22 protein-coding genes and 1 tRNA gene are annotated in these 21330 nt (G+C 45.5%); 6 read left to right on the top strand and 17 right to left on the bottom strand.

Features of this window, described 5'->3' with window-relative positions:
• Positions 1–59: 59 nt before the first annotated feature.
• Positions 60–1100 (top strand): nucleotidyltransferase domain-containing protein, encoded by a 1041-nt coding sequence (locus AOC28_RS07980; protein WP_072583425.1) that lies wholly within the window; start codon positions 60–62, stop codon positions 1098–1100.
• Between the two features lie 181 nt (positions 1101–1281).
• Positions 1282–1353: transfer RNA gene (locus tag AOC28_RS07975), tRNA-Ser, on the top strand.
• Between the two features lie 65 nt (positions 1354–1418).
• Here AOC28_RS07975 and AOC28_RS07970 read toward each other — a convergent pair.
• Both AOC28_RS07970 and AOC28_RS07965 read right to left on the bottom strand, forming a co-directional pair.
• A complete protein-coding gene (locus AOC28_RS07970; RefSeq protein WP_158009045.1) occupies positions 1419–2471 on the bottom strand; it encodes an acyltransferase in 1053 nt (350 codons plus the stop codon).
• A gap of 13 nt (positions 2472–2484) precedes the next feature.
• Positions 2485–3828 (bottom strand): MFS transporter, encoded by a 1344-nt coding sequence (locus tag AOC28_RS07965; RefSeq protein WP_072583424.1) that lies wholly within the window; start codon positions 3826–3828, stop codon positions 2485–2487.
• Between the two features lie 181 nt (positions 3829–4009).
• Here AOC28_RS07965 and AOC28_RS07960 point away from each other — a divergent pair, with 181 nt between their 5' ends.
• A complete protein-coding gene (locus AOC28_RS07960) occupies positions 4010–4594 on the top strand; it encodes a phasin family protein (RefSeq protein ID WP_072583423.1) in 585 nt (194 codons plus the stop codon).
• An 88-nt stretch (positions 4595–4682) separates the two neighbouring features.
• Here AOC28_RS07960 and rmuC read toward each other — a convergent pair whose 3' ends face one another.
• The 5 genes from rmuC to hemA all read right to left on the bottom strand — a co-directional run bounded on the left by rmuC (position 4683) and on the right by hemA (position 9655).
• A complete protein-coding gene (rmuC, locus tag AOC28_RS07955; protein ID WP_072583422.1) occupies positions 4683–5957 on the bottom strand; it encodes a DNA recombination protein RmuC in 1275 nt (424 codons plus the stop codon).
• 28 nt (positions 5958–5985) lie between these two features.
• Complete coding sequence (grxD, locus tag AOC28_RS07950; RefSeq protein ID WP_072583421.1) at positions 5986–6294, bottom strand: Grx4 family monothiol glutaredoxin; 309 nt, start codon at positions 6292–6294, stop codon at positions 5986–5988.
• A 106-nt stretch (positions 6295–6400) separates the two neighbouring features.
• Positions 6401–7243, bottom strand: a complete 843-nt coding sequence (gene prmC, locus AOC28_RS07945) for a peptide chain release factor N(5)-glutamine methyltransferase (RefSeq protein WP_072583420.1) — start codon at positions 7241–7243, stop codon at positions 6401–6403.
• Positions 7244–7258: 15 nt separating this feature from the next.
• On the bottom strand, positions 7259–8338 hold the full coding sequence (prfA, locus tag AOC28_RS07940) for a peptide chain release factor 1 (protein WP_072583419.1): 1080 nt from the start codon (positions 8336–8338) through the stop codon (positions 7259–7261).
• Positions 8339–9655, bottom strand: a complete 1317-nt coding sequence (hemA, locus tag AOC28_RS07935) for a glutamyl-tRNA reductase (RefSeq protein ID WP_072583418.1) — start codon at positions 9653–9655, stop codon at positions 8339–8341. It lies immediately after the preceding gene.
• A 1-nt stretch (position 9656) separates the two neighbouring features.
• Between hemA and AOC28_RS07930 the strand changes: the two genes are divergently transcribed.
• Positions 9657–9953 (top strand): hypothetical protein, encoded by a 297-nt coding sequence (locus AOC28_RS07930; RefSeq protein ID WP_237767769.1) that lies wholly within the window; start codon positions 9657–9659, stop codon positions 9951–9953.
• Here AOC28_RS07930 and AOC28_RS07925 read toward each other — a convergent pair.
• The 4 genes from AOC28_RS07925 to AOC28_RS07910 are packed head-to-tail and all read right to left on the bottom strand — an operon-like array spanning position 9942 to position 14468.
• Positions 9942–10691 (bottom strand): uracil-DNA glycosylase, encoded by a 750-nt coding sequence (locus AOC28_RS07925; protein WP_083564269.1) that lies wholly within the window; start codon positions 10689–10691, stop codon positions 9942–9944. The two genes, AOC28_RS07930 and AOC28_RS07925, sit on opposite strands and share 12 nt — an antisense overlap.
• Before the next feature lie 6 nt (positions 10692–10697).
• Entirely contained in the window at positions 10698–12479 is a 1782-nt protein-coding gene (locus AOC28_RS07920) for a PDZ domain-containing protein (RefSeq protein WP_072583417.1), read from the bottom strand.
• Positions 12480–12484: 5 nt separating this feature from the next.
• Positions 12485–13201: a DsbC family protein gene (locus AOC28_RS07915; RefSeq protein ID WP_072583451.1), complete on the bottom strand. Its 717-nt coding sequence runs from the start codon at positions 13199–13201 to the stop codon at positions 12485–12487.
• Positions 13194–14468, bottom strand: a complete 1275-nt coding sequence (locus AOC28_RS07910) for an FAD-dependent monooxygenase (protein ID WP_083564268.1) — start codon at positions 14466–14468, stop codon at positions 13194–13196. The genes AOC28_RS07915 and AOC28_RS07910 overlap by 8 nt, the downstream gene beginning before the upstream one ends.
• A 40-nt stretch (positions 14469–14508) precedes the next feature.
• Here AOC28_RS07910 and ychF point away from each other — a divergent pair, with 40 nt between their 5' ends.
• A complete protein-coding gene (gene ychF / locus AOC28_RS07905) occupies positions 14509–15603 on the top strand; it encodes a redox-regulated ATPase YchF (protein WP_072583416.1) in 1095 nt (364 codons plus the stop codon).
• A 72-nt stretch (positions 15604–15675) separates the two neighbouring features.
• On the opposite strand, the gene AOC28_RS07900 is transcribed toward ychF, so the two are convergent.
• Complete coding sequence (locus AOC28_RS07900) at positions 15676–16026, bottom strand: hypothetical protein (RefSeq protein WP_072583415.1); 351 nt, start codon at positions 16024–16026, stop codon at positions 15676–15678.
• Between the two features lie 106 nt (positions 16027–16132).
• Here AOC28_RS07900 and AOC28_RS07895 point away from each other — a divergent pair, with 106 nt between their 5' ends.
• On the top strand, positions 16133–16702 hold the full coding sequence (locus AOC28_RS07895) for a hypothetical protein (protein WP_072583414.1): 570 nt from the start codon (positions 16133–16135) through the stop codon (positions 16700–16702).
• Here AOC28_RS07895 and trpC read toward each other — a convergent pair.
• The 5 genes from trpC to rpe are packed head-to-tail and all read right to left on the bottom strand — an operon-like array spanning position 16683 to position 21322.
• Positions 16683–17486, bottom strand: coding sequence for an indole-3-glycerol phosphate synthase TrpC (gene trpC / locus AOC28_RS07890; protein WP_072583413.1), 804 nt, complete (start codon positions 17484–17486; stop codon positions 16683–16685). The genes AOC28_RS07895 and trpC overlap by 20 nt on opposite strands.
• A 10-nt stretch (positions 17487–17496) precedes the next feature.
• Positions 17497–18522, bottom strand: coding sequence for an anthranilate phosphoribosyltransferase (gene trpD, locus AOC28_RS07885; RefSeq protein WP_072583412.1), 1026 nt, complete (start codon positions 18520–18522; stop codon positions 17497–17499).
• Positions 18523–18541: 19 nt separating this feature from the next.
• Positions 18542–19108, bottom strand: coding sequence for an aminodeoxychorismate/anthranilate synthase component II (locus AOC28_RS07880; protein ID WP_072583411.1), 567 nt, complete (start codon positions 19106–19108; stop codon positions 18542–18544).
• On the bottom strand, positions 19092–20597 hold the full coding sequence (trpE, locus tag AOC28_RS07875; protein ID WP_072583410.1) for an anthranilate synthase component I: 1506 nt from the start codon (positions 20595–20597) through the stop codon (positions 19092–19094). The genes AOC28_RS07880 and trpE overlap by 17 nt, the downstream gene beginning before the upstream one ends.
• A complete protein-coding gene (gene rpe / locus AOC28_RS07870; protein ID WP_072583409.1) occupies positions 20597–21322 on the bottom strand; it encodes a ribulose-phosphate 3-epimerase in 726 nt (241 codons plus the stop codon). The genes trpE and rpe overlap by 1 nt, the downstream gene beginning before the upstream one ends.
• Between the last annotated feature and the right edge of the window lie 8 nt (positions 21323–21330).

The following is a 21330-nucleotide window of genomic DNA, read 5'->3' as shown; positions in this document are numbered from 1 at the left end:
TTGGTAGCGATTCAGGGGTTTTGATTGACAACGCCTATATTTCCAAGTAATTTATTAAAATGCAAAATAACTTGGAAATAATAGATCTTCCCGAAGATTCCATCCGGCAATATATTGACGCTAAAAGCGCATTTACCGCTTTAGAGCAGGCTAAATTACGGTCGGCAGAGTTTCGTGGAGGAATGGTTTGGAAAACCGTTAAAGGTAAGGAATATCTGGTGCGCACGACTACTAGGGGCGACCAAACCGGCCTTGGTGCTAAAAGCGCTGAAACAGAAGCCATCTACAACAAATTTACCGCCGGCAAAGCGCGCGCAGCAGAACTCTCGTCAGGGTTAAAGCAGGCCGCTGTAAAGCATCAGCGACTAAATCGTGCGCTAAGGGTGGGCAGAACACCCAACATCATTATTGATATCCTGGTTGGGTTGAGCGATGCTGGCATGTCTGGCAAGTTCACCATTATTGGCACTAACGCGCTATATGCCTATGAGACTGCCGCTGGGGTCCGCCTTAATGAGGCTCATCTGGCAACTCGGGATGTTGACTTGCTATGGGATAACCGTAAAAAATTAAGCTTGTTTACTCAAGAAAATACCCTTGCTGGCGGTATGCTGGGCTTTCTTCAGAGCATTGATTCAACCTTCACGCTGCGTGATGACCAGCTGTATACCGCTGTTAATAAAGATGGCTATGAGGTTGATATTTTGCGCCGTATGGGTCAGGGCAGTGATGCTGAGCCTGGTCGCTTTAGTACTCTGGTTGATGATTTTTGGGTAGTAAAAGCGCGTAATGCAGATTGGTTACTCAGTGCACCCAAATTTAGTGAGGTTATCGTTGGCGTTAATGGCAAGATGGCCCGTATGAATACAGTTGATCCACGTGCTTTTGCTTTATTCAAGCTGTGGATGGCTGATCAACCCGATAGAGATCCGGGCAAGCGCATCCGTGATGCTAGTCAGGCCCGTATTGTGGTTGATTTGATTAACAGTCATTTGCCGCAATATAGCTTTGAGGATATCAAGGTGTTTCCATCAGCCGTTGCCGATAAGATTGCGGTTGATGATACGGGTAACCGGAGAATTGTTAAGCCCCTGAAGTGAAGTTGAACGTTTAATTTGAATTAAGCAACGCATTAAAATTGAGGCATACTAATTCTGTATGGCGTAAGTGCTCAACAAGACCCCTCATTGAAAATTCGTCAACAAAGTGTCAACCTAAGCTGATAAAAACGTGATCCAATGTGGTTTAATATCAACCAAGCCCAATGACTGTATAGGGGAGGCCTTACTGGCAAAGCTGTTAAACTGCTTTGTAATCAGTAGGTGGTCTGTTCGAGTCGGACAAGGGGCACCAAGTATTTGAAAGCTTCTAAGTTAATCGCTTAGAAGCTTTTTTCTTTTTCGGGTAACCTAATCCCATCAACTTCTAATGATGTCTTGCATAGGCCTCTCAAAAAATCGATAGGTAACGTAAGACAGCAAAAGAATGCCTAGGAGGAATGCTCCAAAGAAGAGTGAGTCATAGATGGGGATTGCTATGCCGAAGAACTCGAAAATGAGCACCATCAGTAGTTGCAATGGAAAGTGCAGTAAATAGCTCGAATAGGTCATATTGCCGAATGCTGCAATCATTCCATGATATTTTTTAGGGGCGGAAATATTGATTGTCCCCGCATAAATTAAAAAGGGGACATAGCAAAACAACAGAATTTTTGAAAAGCTTGTATTGCTAAGGTGGAAGATAAAAGGTGCGCATGTAGTCACTACAAACGCAATAAGCAGGGATATCTTTCGATAAGTTGTTCTCTCAAGGCGGCTATAAAGCGCCGCGGTCATGCCGCCCACATAGAAATAAAGAAGGCAATCAACAATAAAGGACTCGGTCAGGTTGTAATGCTTAATGAAGGTACATATTAATAGGACTGCAATACTTATAAAAAAACTTGCCCCAAAATAACGAGCGACTAAGAAGAAAAATAAGTAGATTAATACCTCAACTGATATGGACCATATGGGTCCATTAAAGCTGAAGCCTTGACCACCCCAATTGCTTGCTAAAAAAAGTTGGGGAATAAAATGCCGCCAATCAGTATTGCCATAGACAAAACTAGATTCGTGGGATTGTAGGTAGAGGATTTGTAATCCCGCAACCAGTAAGAGGGTTAGTAGATGTAGAGGATAAAGTCGCGAGAAGCGAAGAACAAAAAAATGCTTTGCATTAAGTGCTTTCTGCTCAATCACTTTGGCGTATTTCCAAAAAAATATAAATCCACTGATGCCCCAAAATATTTGTACGCCAAGGCCACCATTGAGATAAACCGGTTTTAGCCAGTCGTAAAAAGGTAGCTGCATTAATGCAAAATTATTTGGCGCTTGGCCTACAAAGGAAAAATGTTGGAAGTGAAAAATTAAAATAGCTAATGCCGAGAAAAACCTGATGATTTCAAGGCCGTATAGTTTGTTGTTAGGCAAAATGCATCCTTAATTATTGGCGTAGATCTATTTTTCTTGTCTCTGGTAAATAGAGAAGGGCCACAATAGCAGCGCTTGCTAAAAATACAGTGGGATACCACAGGCCGGCACTATCACTTTGCCAGCGTTGATTTAACCAGGTCACGATTAAGGGAAGTAGGCCACCAATCCATCCAGCAGCAAGATTATGGGGAAGGGTTGCTGCACTGTTTCTGGTTTTTGCTGGAAAGAGTTCGGTCAGCATGGCGGTCTGAGGACCAACCACTAAAGCAAGTGCTAGAGATAGGCCAATTAGTAGCATTCCAATCAAAATAAGATTTAGAGAAATTGCTGGGTTGTTGAGATATTCCGTGCCAATGTTCTTGAGCAGATGAAATGCCGGCAGAATAAAAGCAGCACCCATGAAGAGTCCGCAAATGACTACTGGTTTACGACCAATTTTGTCCGATAACCATCCGGCAAAAATAGTGAGCGGAAATAACGCTAAGGTCGCATAAATACTGAATTGGTCTACTAACTCGGGCGCTAGCTTCACAGAAGTTTTTAGAAAAATCGTTGTATAGACTTGCACGCAAAAGAAAAGCACTGCCCCTCCCGCAGAGATGCAGAAAAACAGCAAAAACATGCGTTTACGTGTTTGCGGGTCGCGAAAGTTATTGAGTAGTGGGCTTGTAGATTGTTGATGGGATTTGATCAGTTCTAAAAACACAGGCGTTTCTTCTAAAGCCATGCGCGCTTTGAACGCTACGAGTAATAGCGCAATTGAAATCCAAAATGGCACACGCCAGCCCCAAGATTGAAATTCTTCTGGTGATAACTGGCTTCTGAGGAATGCAATTTGCAAGGTGGAAAACAAGATGCCAAGAGGACCCATGAGTTGGAGGAAGCTAGTCTTAAATCCCCTGTACTCATCACCAGCATGTTCGGTGAGGTAGACAGCACTGCCGCCGATTTCACCGCCAGCAGAGAGTCCTTGAAGTAGGCGCAGAGCAACCAACAGAATGGGTGCCCAAATACCTACTTGGGCATAAGTAGGCAAAAAGCCAACGCTCACAGTTGCTATCCCCATCAATGCAATGGTGATCATGAAAACCGGTTTACGGCCGATCCGATCGCCCATAGAGCCAAATAGGGCAGCTCCAATGGGTCTTACTACCATTCCAACGCCAAAAGTCGCCAGGCTCGCTAAAAGTGCTGTATTGGGGTCTGTTGAGGGAAAGAAGAGCGGTGCAAAAACCACTGCCAAGGTTGCAAATGTCAGGAAGTCATACCACTCTAAAAAGGTTCCAAAACAGGCTGCAATAGCAACTTTTCGATAGGAATGAGAATTCGGATATGACATTAAGTTATTGATCATATTAAGTTTATTGTTGTCTTGGAATATATTTGTTGCATAGCAGCAAAAACTTCTTGATTTGTCATATTCCTTCAGTTACAGTTTGATGGTGCAGTGCAATATTTAAGGTATCTACAGTTTTTCATCTCTTAAATCGTGCGCTTAATTGACTAGTTGTACCACTTAATTTCTGGAGAAATACATGAACCAAGATCAAATCACCTCTAAATTGTCCCAAATTAATAGCAAAGGCCTTGAGGCTACATTTTCTTTGAGCGAAGCTGCTTTGGAAAATGCTCAAAAATTAGCTGAACTGAACTACGCTGCTTCCAAAGATGTTTTGGTTAATGCTCAAGACGGTATTCAACAAGTTTTGACAGCGAAAGATCCTAAGCAAGTTGCTGAGATGTTAAATACTGAAACTTTGCAGTCTGCTGGTAACCAAGCTGTTGCTTACCAAAAGAAAGTTAGCAAAGTAATGCGCGATAGCAATAAAGAATTTGTAAACGTAGTTGATGCCAGCATCGACCAGTTGCAAGATGGCTTCCAAGATTGGATCAACACTGTTGCTGCTAATGCACCTGCTGGTTCAGAAACTTTCTTGTCTTCATTCAAGACTGTATACGGTAGCGCATTGCAAGGTTTTGAACAGTTCCGCGCTGCTAGCAAAGAAGCTTTTGCTACTGCAGAAAAAACTGCTGATCAAGCAATGGAAACTGTACAAGGTCAAATCGCTCAAGTTAAGAAAGTTGCTACACCTGCATCACGTAGCCGTAAATCAGCTTAATTGCTTACTGACTCAGATTATTGATTAAGTAGTCGGTATTAAAAAACCCCGCTTGGTGCAAACTAAGCGGGGTTTTTGTTTGTCTACATTATTCGAAATCAGACGAAGACTCAATCAGGGGCGGAGATAGATTCTTACTGGGCTTCACGCCTAGTTCACGAACCTTTTCGGCTGAGCGGATGAGATTGCCTTTGCCGGTTTTTAATTTATTGAATGCATCGTGGTAGCTCGTTTGCGCTTGATCGAGACGTTGGCCAAGCTTCTCAAGATCATCTACAAAGCCAACAAACTTATCGTAAAGGTTGCCACACTGTTTTGCGATTTCTAATGCATTGCGATTTTGATGATCCTGTCGCCATAGATGGGCAACTGTTCGCAGAGTGGCCATAAGAGTGCTTGGACATACCAACACAATATTTTTTGCCAGAGCTTCTTGATATAAGTTGGGTACGGTCTTTAATGCCAGTAAGAATGCAGGCTCTATCGGCACAAACATTAAAACAAAGTCTACTGAACCCACTCCATAAAGCGAGCTATAGTTCTTTCCAGATAAGCCTTGGATATGTTGTCGCAAGGACTGAATATGTGCAGCCAACTCTTGCTCAGCAACTGCAGGGTCAGTAGTTTCAGCATGTCGGGCATAGGCCGTTATGGAGACTTTGCTGTCAACAACCAAGCTTCTGCCTTCTGGCAGCTTAATTACAACGTCAGGCTGTAGGCGTGAGCCATCAACTTGCGTGTGGGTGTCTTGCACAAGATACTCTTCACCCTTGCGTAAGCCGGAGGACTCAAGGATGGATTCCAATACCAGCTCACCCCAGTTACCCTGAACCTTAGAGTCTCCTTTTAATGCCTGAGTTAAGGAGCGCGTTTCATCTGACATGCGCAGATTGAGATTAGCCAAGCGCTCGATTTCACTTTTGAGAGCATGACGCTCACGAGCTTCATTGCCATAAGAGGTGCTAACTTGCTCTTTAAATTCCGTAAGCTTAGTTTGCAGAGGTTTTAATAGAGCATCTAGACTAGCAGCATTTTGTTCGGTAAAACGCTTTGACTTGTCTTCTAGAATTTCGTTGGCTAAATTTTTGAACTGATTTGTCAAAGCCTCTTTAGCTTCATTAAGTGATTCAATTTTGCCTAGACCTTGTTTGCGTTCAGAGTCCAGCTCTGCTTCAAGGCGAATCGCGTTTTGTAATGCTTGGTCACGTTCGGTACGCAAGCTGAGCGCTAGAGCAAGATCTGTTTGGGCTTGTAGCTCAACACGAGCAAGGGTGGAGCGTAGGTTTAAGGCATAAACTAAAAGGCCTGCACAAACTCCAAATGGCAGGCCAAATAGTAGAAGAGAGCTTAAATCAAAGGTCACAGCTTCAAAGTCTCAGCGAAAAACTTGATTAAGCTTTGACGAGTTTTTGAAGTTCACCAGACTGGAACATTTCAGTCATGATGTCAGAGCCACCAATAAATTCACCATTGATATAGAGCTGAGGAATCGTTGGCCAATTTGCGAACTCTTTTATGCCTTGGCGAATACCGGCATCTTCTAGAACGTTCACAGTGTGGAGGTTTTCAACACCGCTAGCGCGCAAGATATTGATGGCGTTTCCAGAAAAGCCACATTGTGGAAACTGCGCAGTTCCCTTCATAAATAGTACAACTGGGTGGCTAGTGACGATTTCTTTAATTTGAGCTTGTGAGTCCATATATTCTTTCTACTAAGTTTTTACTGAGACAGTCTTATTGCAAGGACAGTTTGAAAATAAGGTTTTATTGATTTTAAGACTTAATGTGAAAAAAGGTTATTTCAACCTATTTTCTGCCTGAGGCGACACGATAATGGCCGCCTAAATCCAAATGTGTTTGGACATCCTGAAAACCTGCTTGCTGCATGAGGGCTACAACCGCTTCTGATTGGTCAAATCCATGCTCAACGGCAAGCAGGCCATTGGGACTGAGGTGTTGTTGGGCGCCTGAAATAATGTTTTCTAAGCAGGTCAGTCCGTTGCCATGATCTGTTAGTGCGGAAATTGGCTCAAAGCGTAGGTCACCTTGACTTAGATGTGAGTCTTGGGATGTGATGTATGGCGGATTACTGAGAATAATGTCAAAAGAAGCACTAGCTTCTATAGCCTCATACCAGCTCCCCTGAAAAAACTGTACTCGAGTCTCAATATTCAATAGCTTGGCATTTATTTTGGCAATTTCTAGTGCTTCTGTGGATTGATCGGTTGCGGTAAGTTGCGCATTTGGGGCATCATGCGCAATCGCCAAAGCAATGGCACCCGAGCCTGTTCCTAAATCCAGAATTTTGGTCAGAGCATTTAAACGTTTGATTTCACGCAAACCAATTTCTACTAAGAGCTCAGTCTCGGGGCGCGGTATCAGTACTCCAGGAGCAACATAAAGCTCAATATTGTGAAAGCCTCTTTTTCCGATCAGGTATGCAATTGGCTCACCTTGAATTCTCTTGGATTCAAGCGATTTCCACTCATCAAACGCTTTGGCATTGAGCTCTAGATCATCACGCGACAGCAAGGCAGAGCGTGGAAGTTGGTAATGCTTTTCAAGGATGTAGGCCATCAGAATTTTTGCCTCAGCAGGGGCTAGTGCTGAATCGCTCAATAGAGAGCGCAGGCTCAAATCCTTGTTCACAGGTTTCGTTATCGCTTAACTATCACCAAGGGCAGCAAGTAACTCTGCTTGATGTTCAGATGCAAGAGCATTACAAAGATCATCTATATCGCCATCCATCATGGCGTCAATTTTATAAAGCGTGAGATTGATGCGGTGGTCGGTGATGCGGCCTTGTGGGAAGTTGTAGGTGCGAATGCGATCGCTGCGATCGCCCGATCCAACCAGCGACTTCCTAGTCTGCGCCTCAAGTTGATGTTTCTCGCGCTCTCTAGCATCCATGATGCGAGAAACCAATACCTTCATGGCTTGTTCACGATTGCGGTGTTGGCTGCGATCGTCTTGGCACTCAACAACGGTGCCTGTTGGCAGGTGAGTGATACGGACTGCAGAATCCGTTTTATTAATATGCTGACCACCAGCACCTGAAGCGCGGAAGGTATCAATTCGCAACTCTGCGGGATTAATTTTGACCGCCTCCAGTTCATCTGCTTCTGGCATGACTGCCACAGTACAGGCTGATGTATGAATGCGACCCTGTGTTTCGGTTTGTGGAACACGTTGCACACGATGACCACCAGATTCAAACTTGAGTCGTGAGTAAACAGACTGTCCAACAAGACGAAGGACCACTTCTTTATATCCACCCAAGTCAGATTCAGCAGCACTGACCATCTCTACTTTCCAGCCTTGGCGTTCAGCAAAGCGGCTATACATGCGTAGCAGATCACCAGCAAAGAGTGCGCTCTCGTCACCACCAGTGCCCGCACGAATCTCTAAGAAAACGTTGCGATCATCATTTTCATCTTTAGGAAGCAAGAGCTTTTGTAATGCGCCCTCAAGCGCTTCCATCGTAGCCAAAGCCTGTTTCTGCTCATCATCGGCAAAGTCCTTCATCTCGGGATCTTTACGCATTTCCTCTGCCGCTTGGGCATCCGCCTCTGCTTGCTTGTAGAGCCCAAACTGCTCTACTACGGTAGCAATATCGGAATGTTCACGCGTGAGCTTCCGATAAGCATCCATGTCTTTGGTTGCTTCTTCGGAGGTCAATAAGGAATTAAGTTCGGCTAAGCGCGTATCTAGGTGGTCTAGCTTAGCCCGCATGCTGGGCTTCATCTAATGGTCTTCTGGCTTCGAATGCGAGGCGAATAGTTTGGGTAACAACTTAATCAAGGCGTCACGCTCAGCGCCATTAGAGTGTTGCAGTGCATGGAGTGAGCCATGCAGAAATTTATTGGTTAGGCCTTGTGCCATGGCATTGAGAACTTCTTGTGGATCATCGCCACGCATCAAGCGTTTCATTGCACGCTCAAGTTCAAGTTGACGTAAACGTTCACCTTGCTGCTGAATATCCTGAATTAGCGGAACCGCATTACGACCTTGCATCCAATGCATAAAGTTACCAACACGATCTTCGATGATCGCTTCAGCCTGGCTTACAGCCGCTTGACGTAAGTTGGCACCAGTCTGAATCATCGTTCCTAAATCATCAACGGTGTAAAGATAGATATCATCCAATCTGGAGATTTCAGGTTCAAAATCCCGCGGCACTGCTAAATCAATCATCACCATCGGCTTATGGCGACGTTGCTTCAAGGCACTCTCCACCATGCCCAGACCAATGATGGGTAAGGATGAGGCAGTACTAGAAACGATAATGTCGAACTCATGTAGGCGCCCTGGGAGCTCGGAGAGCTTGAAGGATTCAGCTTCAACGCCTTGCGAGGAAATGGAATCTGCAAGCTCTTGACCGCGCTCTATCGTGCGGTTAGCAATCGCCACATTCTTCGGTTTGCGCGCAACAAAATGCGTTGCGCATAAAGTAATCATCTCACCGGCACCAATGAACAAAATCTTTTGATCTGCAATTTTTTCAAAGATACGTTCTGAGAGGCGAACAGAGGCTGCAGCCATTGAAATAGAGTGCGCACCGATTTCAGTAGAGCCACGTACTTCTTTAGCGACTGCAAACGTTTTCTGGAAAAGTTGATTGAGATAGGTTCCCAATACACCAGCATCATTTGCAGTGCGAACCGCATCTTTCATTTGGCCTAAGATTTGTGTCTCACCAATTACCATGGAATCTAAGCCACACGCAACTCTGAAGGCATGTCGCACTGCATCTGATTGCGGTAATGAGTAAATGTGAGGCTCAAGACTGCTTGGTGCAAGCTGTTGAGTTTTGGCTAACCAATCGAAAGTAGCTTCATGCAAAAGACCTGCGGCGCTGGCATCATTTGCGGCGCAGTAGACCTCAGTGCGGTTGCAGGTTGACAAAATCGTAGCTTCGGGAAGCCCGGCCTGATTCGCGCCAACTAAATGTTGGCGAAGATCGTGCAACGCTTCTTGAAGAAATTCAGGGTCAAAGGCGACCTTTTCCCGAATGGCGACCGGCGCTGTGTGATGATTGATGCCGAGTGTCAACAACTTCATAATGGCAATTATAGATTTGATGGCAGCATTAATGGGGGTATCAATGGGGTTTTTGGCTTTTCTGGTGATTGGGGGTGTTTCTGGGGTGTCAGCCTGGATTTTTTACCCCGGAGCTTCTGATGGGGTTAAGCCCGGCAGGATTCTGATGGCCTTCTTACTGGGGTCTATTGCAGCGGCTGCTAGCTCGTATGCAGGGCAATACTGGGATCTTTTTCAATCCGGGCAAATCTTAGAGTGGGCCAGCGCTATTTTTGCTGCCTGTGCGGTGGGGTGTGTTTTTACTGCTTTAGCTAAATAAGTCGGCGCAATTGTTCGCCACCCACTGAATAGGCGCACTCTTTTGTTCAATCAGCCATTGATTGGCTTTAATAAAGTGATTGCAACTGGCCTTACCTCCAGGCTCCAAAAAAGGCTTATTCGTCTTGTATACGCCAAGTCCAGATGGGTGGGAGGATTGCAAGATCAAAGGATTCTGACCTCCTTCAATGAGTGACAGCTTAGATTGGGCATGACCACCCCATAGCATCCAAACTAAATGCGGCCTAGCTTTTGATAAACCGCCGATCAAATGATCAATGAAGCTTTTCCATCCCAGCCCCGTATGACTGCCGGCCTCGCCCAATTTGACACTCAAAGCAGTATTGAGAAGTAGCACTCCTTGCTCGGCCCAATTGTGAAGATCACCATTCGGTAAAGACCCAAAACCTTCTAATGCCAATGCTTTACTGATGTTGCGTAGTGAGCTGGGAAATTCTCGTGAATTGACTGCAATCTCAGCAGGTATCGAAAAGGCTAGCCCTTGCGCTAGCCCTGGTGAGTGATAAGGATCTTGGCCCAAGATCACTACCTTTACTGAATCAACGGGGCAAAGTTTGAGGGCTTTAAAAAAGTTCTGAGGCTCGGGTCGAACAACTTCAGTATCAAGAGCAGTCTGCAAATTTTTTTCTAGTGAGCGCCAATCTACTGACTCGAAATAATTCCCCAGTAATTTTTGCCAATCCTTTGGGATATCGTCTTTTGAAAATAGTGCTTTCAATTTCGATCAGACATCTTTTTTAGGTGTCAGTTCATATTGCATAGGTATCTGGGTAGATTGCATTGAAACCATGCGCTCATGCTCTAGATCATCGCGATAGAAAGTAATGCGGGCATGGGAGTTTTCAGAAAGGCTGCCTAAGACTCTGTCCCAGCGGGCGCCGGTAACCCGCTGCCCATCAATACTGGCTAGTAAATCACCGGCTGATAGGCCTGCTGCTTGAGCAATCCCGCCATCAAGCACATGGGTAACCTTAAGCCAGCCATTGGCATCTGAATGGCGCATCCCAAACTGTAGCTTGAGTTTTTCCAGTGTAGATTGAGGTTTTGTTTTTACAGAAATGAGATTTGAGCCAATCCATTTTTGCAGAGGAATATCTTCTATACCAAAAATATAACGGGCCTTAATCTCATTCCAGATTTTGCTAAAGCCATTACCCAGTAATTCAAAAATCAAATCATCTAGTCCGTCTTCTGTAATGCCGTCCAAGGTGACGCCATGCTTATTCCAAAGTAGGCGCATGAGGTCATCTAGAGACTGTTTATTTTTAGTGAATGCCCGAATCTGTAAATCAAGACCAAGCGCAACTAAGGCGCCTTTACCGTAGTAGCTGACGACCGTGTTTGGGGTGTTCTCATCTGCTTGGTAATACTTGGTCCAGGCATCAAAAGAGCTGTCAGCTAGGCTTTGCTTATGGCGCCCAGGGCCACGCAAGATCCCATTCCAGTTATCTGCAACGAGTTTTAGGTAAGTCTTGAGATCAATTCGTTTACTACGCAGTAGTTGGAGATCATCGTAGTAACTGGTGAAGCCCTCAAACACCCACAGTAAGCGAGTGTGATTACGCTTGGCCAGATCATACGGTTGAAAGGCTTTTGGCTGAATACGCTTAACCAGCCATGCGTGAAAATACTCGTGACTACACAAGCCTAAGAATTCTCTATACGCAGATTCTTCAAAGAGAATATTTTCTTGGGGGATTTGATCGCGCCTGCAGAGGAGAGCAGTGCTATTGCGATGTTCAAGGCCGCCATAGCCATTTAATACTGTATTGACTAAGAAAAGGTATTCATTAAAAGGGGCGCTTTTGGATTTTGGTTCAAACAGATCAATAGTGCTGGTGCAGATTGCTTGTAAATCTTGCGCAAGACGTTTGGCATCAACAATATGATTGCAGCCTTGTATTGCCATGCGATGAGCTACACCATTCGATTTCCAGTGTACGAGTTGGAACTCGCCCATAGCTACAGGGTGATCCAATAGATCATCATAATTTTGTGCCAGATAAAAACCAAATCCACGCTCATCTGTCTTGGCTGCTCTCAAGGTAGTTTGAACCGTCCAGTGATCAGCAAAGGCAAGCTCTGGTGCGGTAATAGCGAGTGAGCAAGGTAAATGCTCTTGCCCTTTTACGGCTTGACATAGGCTGGTAGCGTTAAAGAATGCGCGTTCGGTATCCAAATACGCTGCACGTACTGAAGAATCAAAGGCATAAATAGTGCTGAGTACCTCTATCGGACCAATGCATGGCGGTAAGCGCCAATGGTCGTTATCAATACGTTCGAGAGTTATTTTTCTCTTAGCACCCTCTACTGAAAACGCTTCAATCGATTCCAGATGTTTACTGAAATCACGAATTAAATAGCTACCTGGAATCCAGGCCGGCATTTGAAGTACCTGACCATCAGAATCAGGGTTGGCAATATGCAGCTTGATGCGATAGCGATGGCCATGCAGGTCTGCCGGCCAGACCGTATATTGAATTGCGGGTAAGTCGGCATGGTTCATGTTATTTATTTCAGAGAACTAAATTTCTTTTCGATATCGGTAATTTGTACCGCACCAGGGAAACGGCTGCCGTCAGTAAAAAATAAAGTCGGCGTGCCCGTGATTCCATAGGTCTTTGCGAAAGCTATATTCTTATCCAGCGGTGTGCTGCACTCTCCCTTGCCGCTAGGCGCGATGCCATTCACCATCCAGTCAATATAGGCCTTATAGGGATCTGTAGAGCACCAAATTTGCTTTGACTTTTGTGCGGAATCCGGCGACAAGATTGGAATCAAATAAGTATAGATAGTGACGTTATCGAGCTGCTGCAACGATTTCTCTAGGCGCTTGCAATAGCCACAGTTTGGATCGGAGAAGACTGCCAGCTGGCGACTACCATTGCCACGAACATTTTTAAACGCGTTGGCAGGCGTCAATTCACTCCATTTAATGCGGTTTAAGTCTGCCTGCCTTTGCTCGGTAATATTTTTACCGGATGCGAGCTCAATGATTTCTCCCTGAATCAGGTACTTCCCCGAGGTATCGGTATAAAAAATATCATTGCCAACTAGTACTTCATAAAGACCGGAAATTGGAGCTGGTGAAACACTTTTCACTTTGGCATTGGTGCCTAACTTCTTTTGGATCTCAGTCTTCAATTGCTGTTCTTGTTGTGCATGAAGTGGGGTAGCGAAAAGCATGGCGGCACAAATGAATGCAATCGCAGATAACAATTTATTCAAAATCAATCTCTCCTAAAGCGCGTTCAATTAAGCGCTGTTTTATAAAGTGGCTTTTGTTTACTAGACCTAAACCCCAATTACGGAGCTGGCGTTCAGTGCTACTGCTTGCAGAAAATAATTTCTTGAGTTTATCGGTCACCCATAAGAGCGCGCTAGTGTCACCTTGACGTTGTCGTTCATAGCGTCGAAGCAATACCAAGTCACTTGGCGAACGGAAGGATTCACGCTTGCCCAAAATATTCAGTAGGACTGCAACATCTCGCAGCCCTAGATTCAGGCCTTGCCCAGCTAGTGGATGCATGACATGGGCCGCATCGCCAATGAGCACAACCTTCGGAGAGGCGTCAGGCCCGATAAATCGTTTGGCTCGAATCTTTCTCAAAGGGAAAGCTGCTGGTACTGAGTTCAGAGTCAGCGCACCTAATTGTTTGGTGATGGCACCATTAGCAATGGATGAGAATTGATCCAACCATTGCGCTTGATCTAGTTTTAATAAATCAGCTGCATGTTCTGGGGAGGTAGACCAAACCATTGACACTTGTTTTCCTGGCAGGGGCAGCATAGCCACAATATCGCCACCTGGCAAAAACCACTGAAAGGCAGTCTCTAGATGGGGGTAGTCACAGAGCCAATTGGCAACCACTGCACTTTGTGAATAACTTTCTTCACTCGCGCTAATACCCAATTCATTGCGAATCGGTGAGTTGGCGCCATCCGCTGCAATCACGAGTTGTGCGCGAATGCTCCCACCATTTTTTAAATGTAGGGTGCTTCCATCAGCATCTACCTGAATTTTTTCTACAACATCATTGATGCGCTCTAGCTTATTCTGAAAACGCGAAGCTTGATCGATGGTGTGCTCAATTAAATTGGCTTCTCCAATCCAGGCAAGTTGTGGAGTGCCTGCCTCAAATGCAGAAAGGTGGAGATGGTCATTCTTTTCGCCTCGATCACCGTAGATGCGCATATCTCGGACTGCTTGTAGGCGGCTGTGATCAATTGCATCCCATATGTGCAAATGAGCCAGTAATTTTTGGGTGCTAGGCGAAAAAGCGTAGATTCTTTGGCCCCATTGAGCGCCTTGCGGGCTTGGGACGTTTTGCGCTAAATCGGGGGCAATTTCAATGGTTTGTAGGCCTAGCTGGGCTAGACCAAGGGCGCAAGCCTTACCAGTAATGCCTCCACCGACCACAACAACATCTACTGTGCGGATTTGGGCGGAGTGGATTGAAGGCTTGGGCACGTTATTTGGGTGAACTTCTGACATAACTCGATGATATCGAAACCAGCCCCTTTACAATAACGCTATGTCTTTGAAATGTGGCATCGTCGGCCTGCCTAACGTCGGCAAATCTACCCTCTTTAATGCGCTTACCAAGGCTGGAATCGCAGCGGAAAACTATCCTTTCTGCACGATTGAGCCTAATGTGGGCGTTGTTGAGGTTCCTGACCCCCGTCTAGCCGCCTTGGCTGAGATCGTGAAGCCTGAGCGCATCCTGCCTGCAGCAGTCGAATTTGTCGATATTGCTGGTTTGGTGGCTGGCGCTTCGAAAGGCGAAGGTCTGGGCAATCAGTTTTTAGCGAATATTCGTGAAACTGATGCTATTACCCATGTCGTCCGGTGTTTCGAGGATCCCAACGTCATTCACGTTGCTGGGAAAATCGATCCCATTGCTGACATTGGAGTGATTGACACTGAATTGGCCTTATCGGACCTGGCAACGGTTGAGAAAACCCTGAATCGCTCAAGCAAGGCTGCAAAGTCTGGCAATGATAAAGAGGCTGCTGCCTTGGTTGCTGTTCTGACCAAAGTTCAGACTCATCTAGATTCTGCTCTGCCAGTGCGCAGTTTGAATCTGAGCGACGATGAAAAATTATTGATTAAACCGTTGTGTTTGATCACTGCTAAGCCTGCGATGTATGTTGCAAACGTCAAAGAAGATGGTTTCTCAAATAATCCACACCTCGAGGCTGTGAAGCAGCATGCGGCAAAAGAAAACGCTCCAGTTGTTGCTGTATGCGCTGCGATTGAAGCAGAGATCGCCGACTTAGAAGAAGCAGACAAGATTGAATTCTTGGCTGATCTAGGTATGGAAGAGCCAGGTTTGGATCGCGTGATTCGTGCAGGGTACTCATTACTCGGTTTGCAAACGTATTTCACCGCTGGAGTTAAAGAGGTTCGCGCTTGGACCATCCATGTTGGTGATACAGCACCTCAAGCGGCTGGCGTGATTCATACAGACTTTGAGCGTGGCTTTATTCGTGCTCAGACAATCTCCTACGAAGATTTTGTGCAGTTCAAAGGAGAGTCTGGTGCCAAGGAAGCCGGAAAGATGCGCGCGGAAGGTAAAGAGTATGTTGTTAAAGATGGAGATGTATTGAATTTCTTGTTTAACGTCTAAAGTGATCTTATTTCTGCCCAATAAAAAAGCCCTTTTCAGGGCTTTTTTGCTTATGCAGTGGTGCTCTAACGATTAAGAGGCTTTTGCTGCCTTCTCTAAGCATTTAGAAATTTCTTCATAGCGCTTTAGAGCAATCTTGGTGGGCAATACTTCTTTTTTGCGACCATCGGCATTGGCAGCCATTTTGATATAGCCCAAGGCGCTGAGATTTTTGAGGCGACCATGTAGCGTCGCTTGTGAGCCAAGATCGGAAATGGAAATCAAATCACCAACCAAAATTGCTTGCTTGGCATGGGCGCAAGAAACAATCCTATCGAGCAAACTCTCTTCGATGCAATCCAGCTTCTTGCCTGGGTTGATTCGATCGAGGGCATCAATCAAGTTAAGGAACTTGATGTAGGGTGACGGTTTAGTAGATGACATATTAATATTTATTTTTTATTAGCTGTATGGCTAGTACTAGTGTATTCCCTTGGTCTGATTTTAGCAATTGATGCGCATCAATAAAAATTAATCCATACTAATAACAATGTCTAAATTATTCGCAATTTATTCGGAATGGCTTTTTGGGTGCGTCATTAGTGCGATGGCGTACACACTTCTCTTTTATTGCAATAGCTGGCTTACCAATAGCATTACTTTTGGCTTGGGAGTAAGTTGGATTTATCTGCCTGCTGGTCTCCGCTTATTTCTGACCTTTATTTTTGGTTTACCCGGCGCCATTGGAATTGCTATAGCCTCATTTTTAATTAGCTATTACGGCGATTTCCCGCACGACTTGACGCTGTGTATTGGCGTTGGATTAATTTCGGGATTTGCGCCTTATTTGGCTAGATTTTTTGTTTTTAGCAATCTTCGCCTTGAGTCAGACTTAAGTAATCTCAATTTCCCTAAACTCATTGCTTGTATTTTGATTTATGCCTTGCTCTCTGCAGGCTTACATCAGTGGTGGTTTTCAGTGATGGCTTTAGAAAATACAGGCACTGTAAATCACTTCTTGGTGATGTTTATTGGTGATGTGCTGGGTTCGTTGCTACTGATCTCTTTGATCAAATACTGCTTAGATCTATTGCGAAAGACTAGAAAAACAGCTCACTAAGCGCTGTCCCTGGATCTGTGGCCCGCATGAATGCCTCCCCAACCAGGAACGCGTTGATTTGATTGTTGCGCATGAGCTCTACATCAGCGTGACTCAAGATGCCAGACTCTGTTACTAAGGTTTTGTTGTCCGGAACCATGGACATTAGAGAGAGGGTGGTTTGCAGTGTCACCTCAAAGGTTTTAAGGTTTCGATTGTTAATACCAAGTAAAGGTGTTCTGAGTTCTAGCGCTTGCTCTAATTCTGGGGCATTGTGAACTTCGACCAACACATCTAAACCGAGCTCATGTGCACAGGCTTCAAGCTCTTTCATTTGATTTAATTCTAGGCAAGCCACGATCAGCAAGATTGCATCGGCGCCAATCGCACGAGCTTCATAGACTTGATACGGATCAATGGTGAAGTCTTTACGCAAAACGGGAATATTGCAGGCGGCACGAGCTTCTTGCAGATAGGCATTGCATCCTTGGAAATAATCCATATCAGTCAGTACTGATAAACAAGCTGCACCATGATTTTCGTAGGACTGGGCAATGTCTGCTGGAACGAAGTTATTGCGCAAAATGCCTTTGCTTGGGCTTGCCTTTTTGATTTCAGTAATGACTCCTGCCTTGCCGGCAGAAATCTTGTTCTCAATAGCCTGAATAAAGCCTCTTGGCTTTAGAAGGGCATCACGATTATTGGCTTCAGCTTGCCCACGTTGATTGGCAAGCGATATTTTCTGCAGGCAGCTAGCTACTTCAATCTTTTTAGTGGCAACAATTTTATCGAGGATATCGCTCATGAATAATCAATTATTGAGATTGGGTTGCTACAACAAAAGTATCTAACTTTTGACGTGCCGCTCCTGAGGTGATGGCTGCTCTAGCCAGGGTAATACCGCTAGCAATGTCTTTTGCTACTCCAGCTACATATAGTGTGGCGCCGGCATTAAGGCAGACGATATCGCTTGCAGGCCCGGGTTTGCCATCGAGCACATCCAAGACAATCTGCTTGGACTCTTCAGCATTAGCCACTTTAAAGCTGTTGGTGGGCGCGGCATTTAATCCAAAATCTTTTGGATGAATTTCATATTCACGCACTATGCCATCTTTAAGTTCGCCAACTAAGGTTGGGCCCTCTAAGGAAATTTCATCCAGACCATCTCGCCCGTACACAACGAGCGCATGCTCCATGCCCAAAGCTTGTAATACACGCGCCTGAATGCCGACTAGGTCAGCATGAAATACACCCATCAAAATCCGTTTAGCGTCAGCGGGGTTGGTAAGAGGGCCAAGGATATTGAAGATAGTCCGGACACCGAGTTGCTTGCGAATGGGAACTACATTCTTCATCGCTGGATGATGGTTCGGCGCAAACATAAAGCCAGCACCAACAGTAGTGATGCACGTGGCGACTTGATCAGCGGATAAAGCCAGATTTACGCCAAGCGCTTCTAATACATCTGCGCTACCTGATTTGCTGCTCACGCTGCGATTGCCGTGCTTAGCGATCTTTGCACCCGCTCCCGCAGCCACAAACATCGCTGCAGTAGAAATATTAAATGTATGAGCGCCATCACCGCCTGTGCCCACCACATCCACCAAGTGCTTGCGGTCATCCACCTTTACTGAGGTAGCAAACTCACGCATCACTTGTGCGGCAGCAGCGATTTCACCAACAGTTTCTTTTTTAGTGCGCAAGGCAACCAACAATCCGGCTACCAACTCTGGCGCCATTTCACCGCTCATGATGAGTCGCATCATTGCTGTCATTTCATCATGAAATAGTTCTCGATGTTCAATGCAGCGTTGGAGGGCTTCTTGCGGAGTGATTGACATGGCGCTGTTGGCAGACTGTTTATTTGTTTTGTAAAAAATTCTTGAGTAAGGCGTGACCGTGCTCAGAAAGAATAGATTCTGGGTGGAATTGCACGCCCTCAACCGCTAGCTCTTTATGGCGTACGCCCATGATCTCGCCATCGGATGATGTCGCTGTTACCTCAAGCATTGCAGGTAAGGAGCTTTTCTCAATGGCTAGTGAGTGATAACGAGTGACCTTAAATGGATCGGGCAAATTTTTAAACACACCGACACCAGTGTGATGAATGCTGTCAGTCTTGCCATGCATGACTTTTTGGGCGCGAATGACTTTGCCGCCAAATGCTTCACCAATAGCTTGATGTCCAAGGCAAACTCCTAGGATTGGAATTTGACCTGCATAACGCTTGATGGTGTCGACTGAAATACCTGCCTCAGAAGGGCTGCATGGCCCGGGCGAGATGCAAATGCGCGCGGGGTTCAGTTTAGCAATATCCTCCACGGCAATTTCATCATTGCGAAAGACTTTAACCTCTTCACCCAGTTCCGCAAAGTACTGAACAAGGTTGTAAGTAAATGAATCGTAGTTATCAATCATTAGGAGCATCGAGTCCTCCTTGCACTAAATCTGCTGCAGTTAAAACAGCGCGAGCCTTGGCCTCGGTTTCTTTCCACTCGGCAGCGGGATCAGAGTCGGCCACTACACCAGCACCAGCCTGGGAGTGGAGCATGCCATCACGGATAACACCTGTACGAATGGCAATGGCCACATCCATATCGCCTGAGAAAGACAGGTAACCCACTGCGCCACCATAAACACCACGCTTCACAATTTCCATCTCATCAATGATTTCCATTGCCCGAATTTTTGGCGCACCTGATAAGGTGCCCGCTGGGAAGGTCGCTCGCAATACATTCATATTGCTCATATTGTCCAAAAGATGGCCCTCTACTGAACTCACGATGTGCTGAACGTGGGAGTATTTCTCAATAGACATGGAGTCGGTGACTTTGACTGAGCCTGTTTTGGCAATGCGGCCCACGTCATTACGGGCTAAATCAATCAACATCACATGCTCAGCAATTTCTTTGGGGTCGGCCAAGAGTTCCTTGGCTAAACGTTCGTCTTCCTGTGGATTGACTCCGCGAGGGCGGGTGCCAGCCAGTGGTCTGATGGTCACAATCTTCTCGGCAGCCCGTTTTTCTTGGCGCACCAAAATCTCGGGAGATGAACCAACAATTTGCATATCGCCAAAGTCATAGAAATACATGTATGGCGATGGGTTGAGCGAACGCAAAGCTCTATAGAGAGCTAATGGTGAGTCCGTAAATGGCTTACTAATGCGCTGACCGATAACTACCTGCATACAATCGCCAGCCAAAATGTATTCTTTAGTTTTGAGTACTGCCTTTTCAAAATCTGCTACTTTGAATTTACGAATGAGTTCAGTTTTAGCGCTTGGTAAAGATGCCGGCATATTTGCTGGCTTACTGAGGCAAGCGAGTAATTCTTTTAAGCGATCTTGTGCTTTTTCAAAAGCATTAGCAATGCTCGGATCTGCATAAACAATCAAATAAATTTTGCCAGCAACGTTATCAATCACTGCCAACTCTTCAGTCAACATCAGTTGAATATCGGGCACATCTAATTCATCTGGAAGTTGATGTTTGGCTAAACGTGACTCGATATAGCGAACGGTGTCATAACCAAAGTAGCCGGCAAGACCACCACAAAAGCGGGGCATGTCAGCTTGTAAAGCTACCTTAAAACGCTTGAAATAAGCATCCACAAAATCGAGTGGATTATCAGTATTTGTCTCAACTACTTTTCCATCAGTCACTACTTCGTTGACTGGTGTTGAAGGGGTGCCAACAGTTCTGACAATAGTCCTGGCAGGCAGGCCAATAAAGGAGAAGCGGCCGAAACGCTCGCCACCTAAAACAGACTCCAATAAGTAAGTATTGGTCTTGCCAAATGCTTGAGTCAGCTTGACATAGAGTGATAGCGGAGTCTCTAGATCTGCCAGAACCTCTTTGACCAAGGGAATACGATTGAAACCCTGCTTTGCTAGGGCGTTAAATTCTGCAAGCTGCATTACGCTTTTCCTGACTTTCCTAATTCAGTGCGCATTGCTTGAATTACCTTTGCATAATTTTCTTGTGCATATATTGCTGAGCCTGCAACAAAAGTATCTGCGCCTGCTTGTGCTACTTCTGCAATGTTATCGACTTTGATTCCACCATCTACCTCAAGACGAATGTGTCGACCAGTCTCTGTCTGGTAGCGATCAAGGCGTGTGCGTACTTGAGCAATCTTATTGAGGGTGCTGGGAATAAATGACTGGCCACCGAAGCCTGGGTTGACTGACATCAGCAAAACCAGATCGAGTAAGTCCAATGTGTGATCGAGATGATCTAGGGGTGTAGCTGGATTCAAAACAAGACCTGCTTGACATCCTTGATCGCGAATCAAGTTCAGTGTGCGATTGACATGAGGACTTGCTTCAGGATGGAAGCTAATTAAATTGGCACCCGCTTTGGCAAAGTCGGGGACGATACGATCTACCGGCTCGATCATTAAATGCACATCGATCACCGCAGGTTTGCCATCTTTATTTGCATAAGGACGAATAGCCTCGCAAACCAAGGGGCCAATAGTCAGGTTGGGCACATAGTGGTTATCCATCACGTCAAAGTGAATCCAGTCGGCGCCCGCCACTAAAACGTCTTGAACTTCCTTACCAAGACAGGCGAAGTCAGCCGACAAAATGGATGGGGCAATAACAAATTGACTATTTGAGGATGATTTTTGGCTTTCCATCCCTAGAT

Source organism: Polynucleobacter sp. MWH-Adler-W8 (assembly GCF_001889925.1).
In the GTDB taxonomy this organism is placed as follows: domain Bacteria; phylum Pseudomonadota; class Gammaproteobacteria; order Burkholderiales; family Burkholderiaceae; genus Polynucleobacter.
The sequence above is the reverse complement of the archived record's forward strand: the minus strand, read 5'-3'. Positions and strand labels throughout refer to the sequence as shown.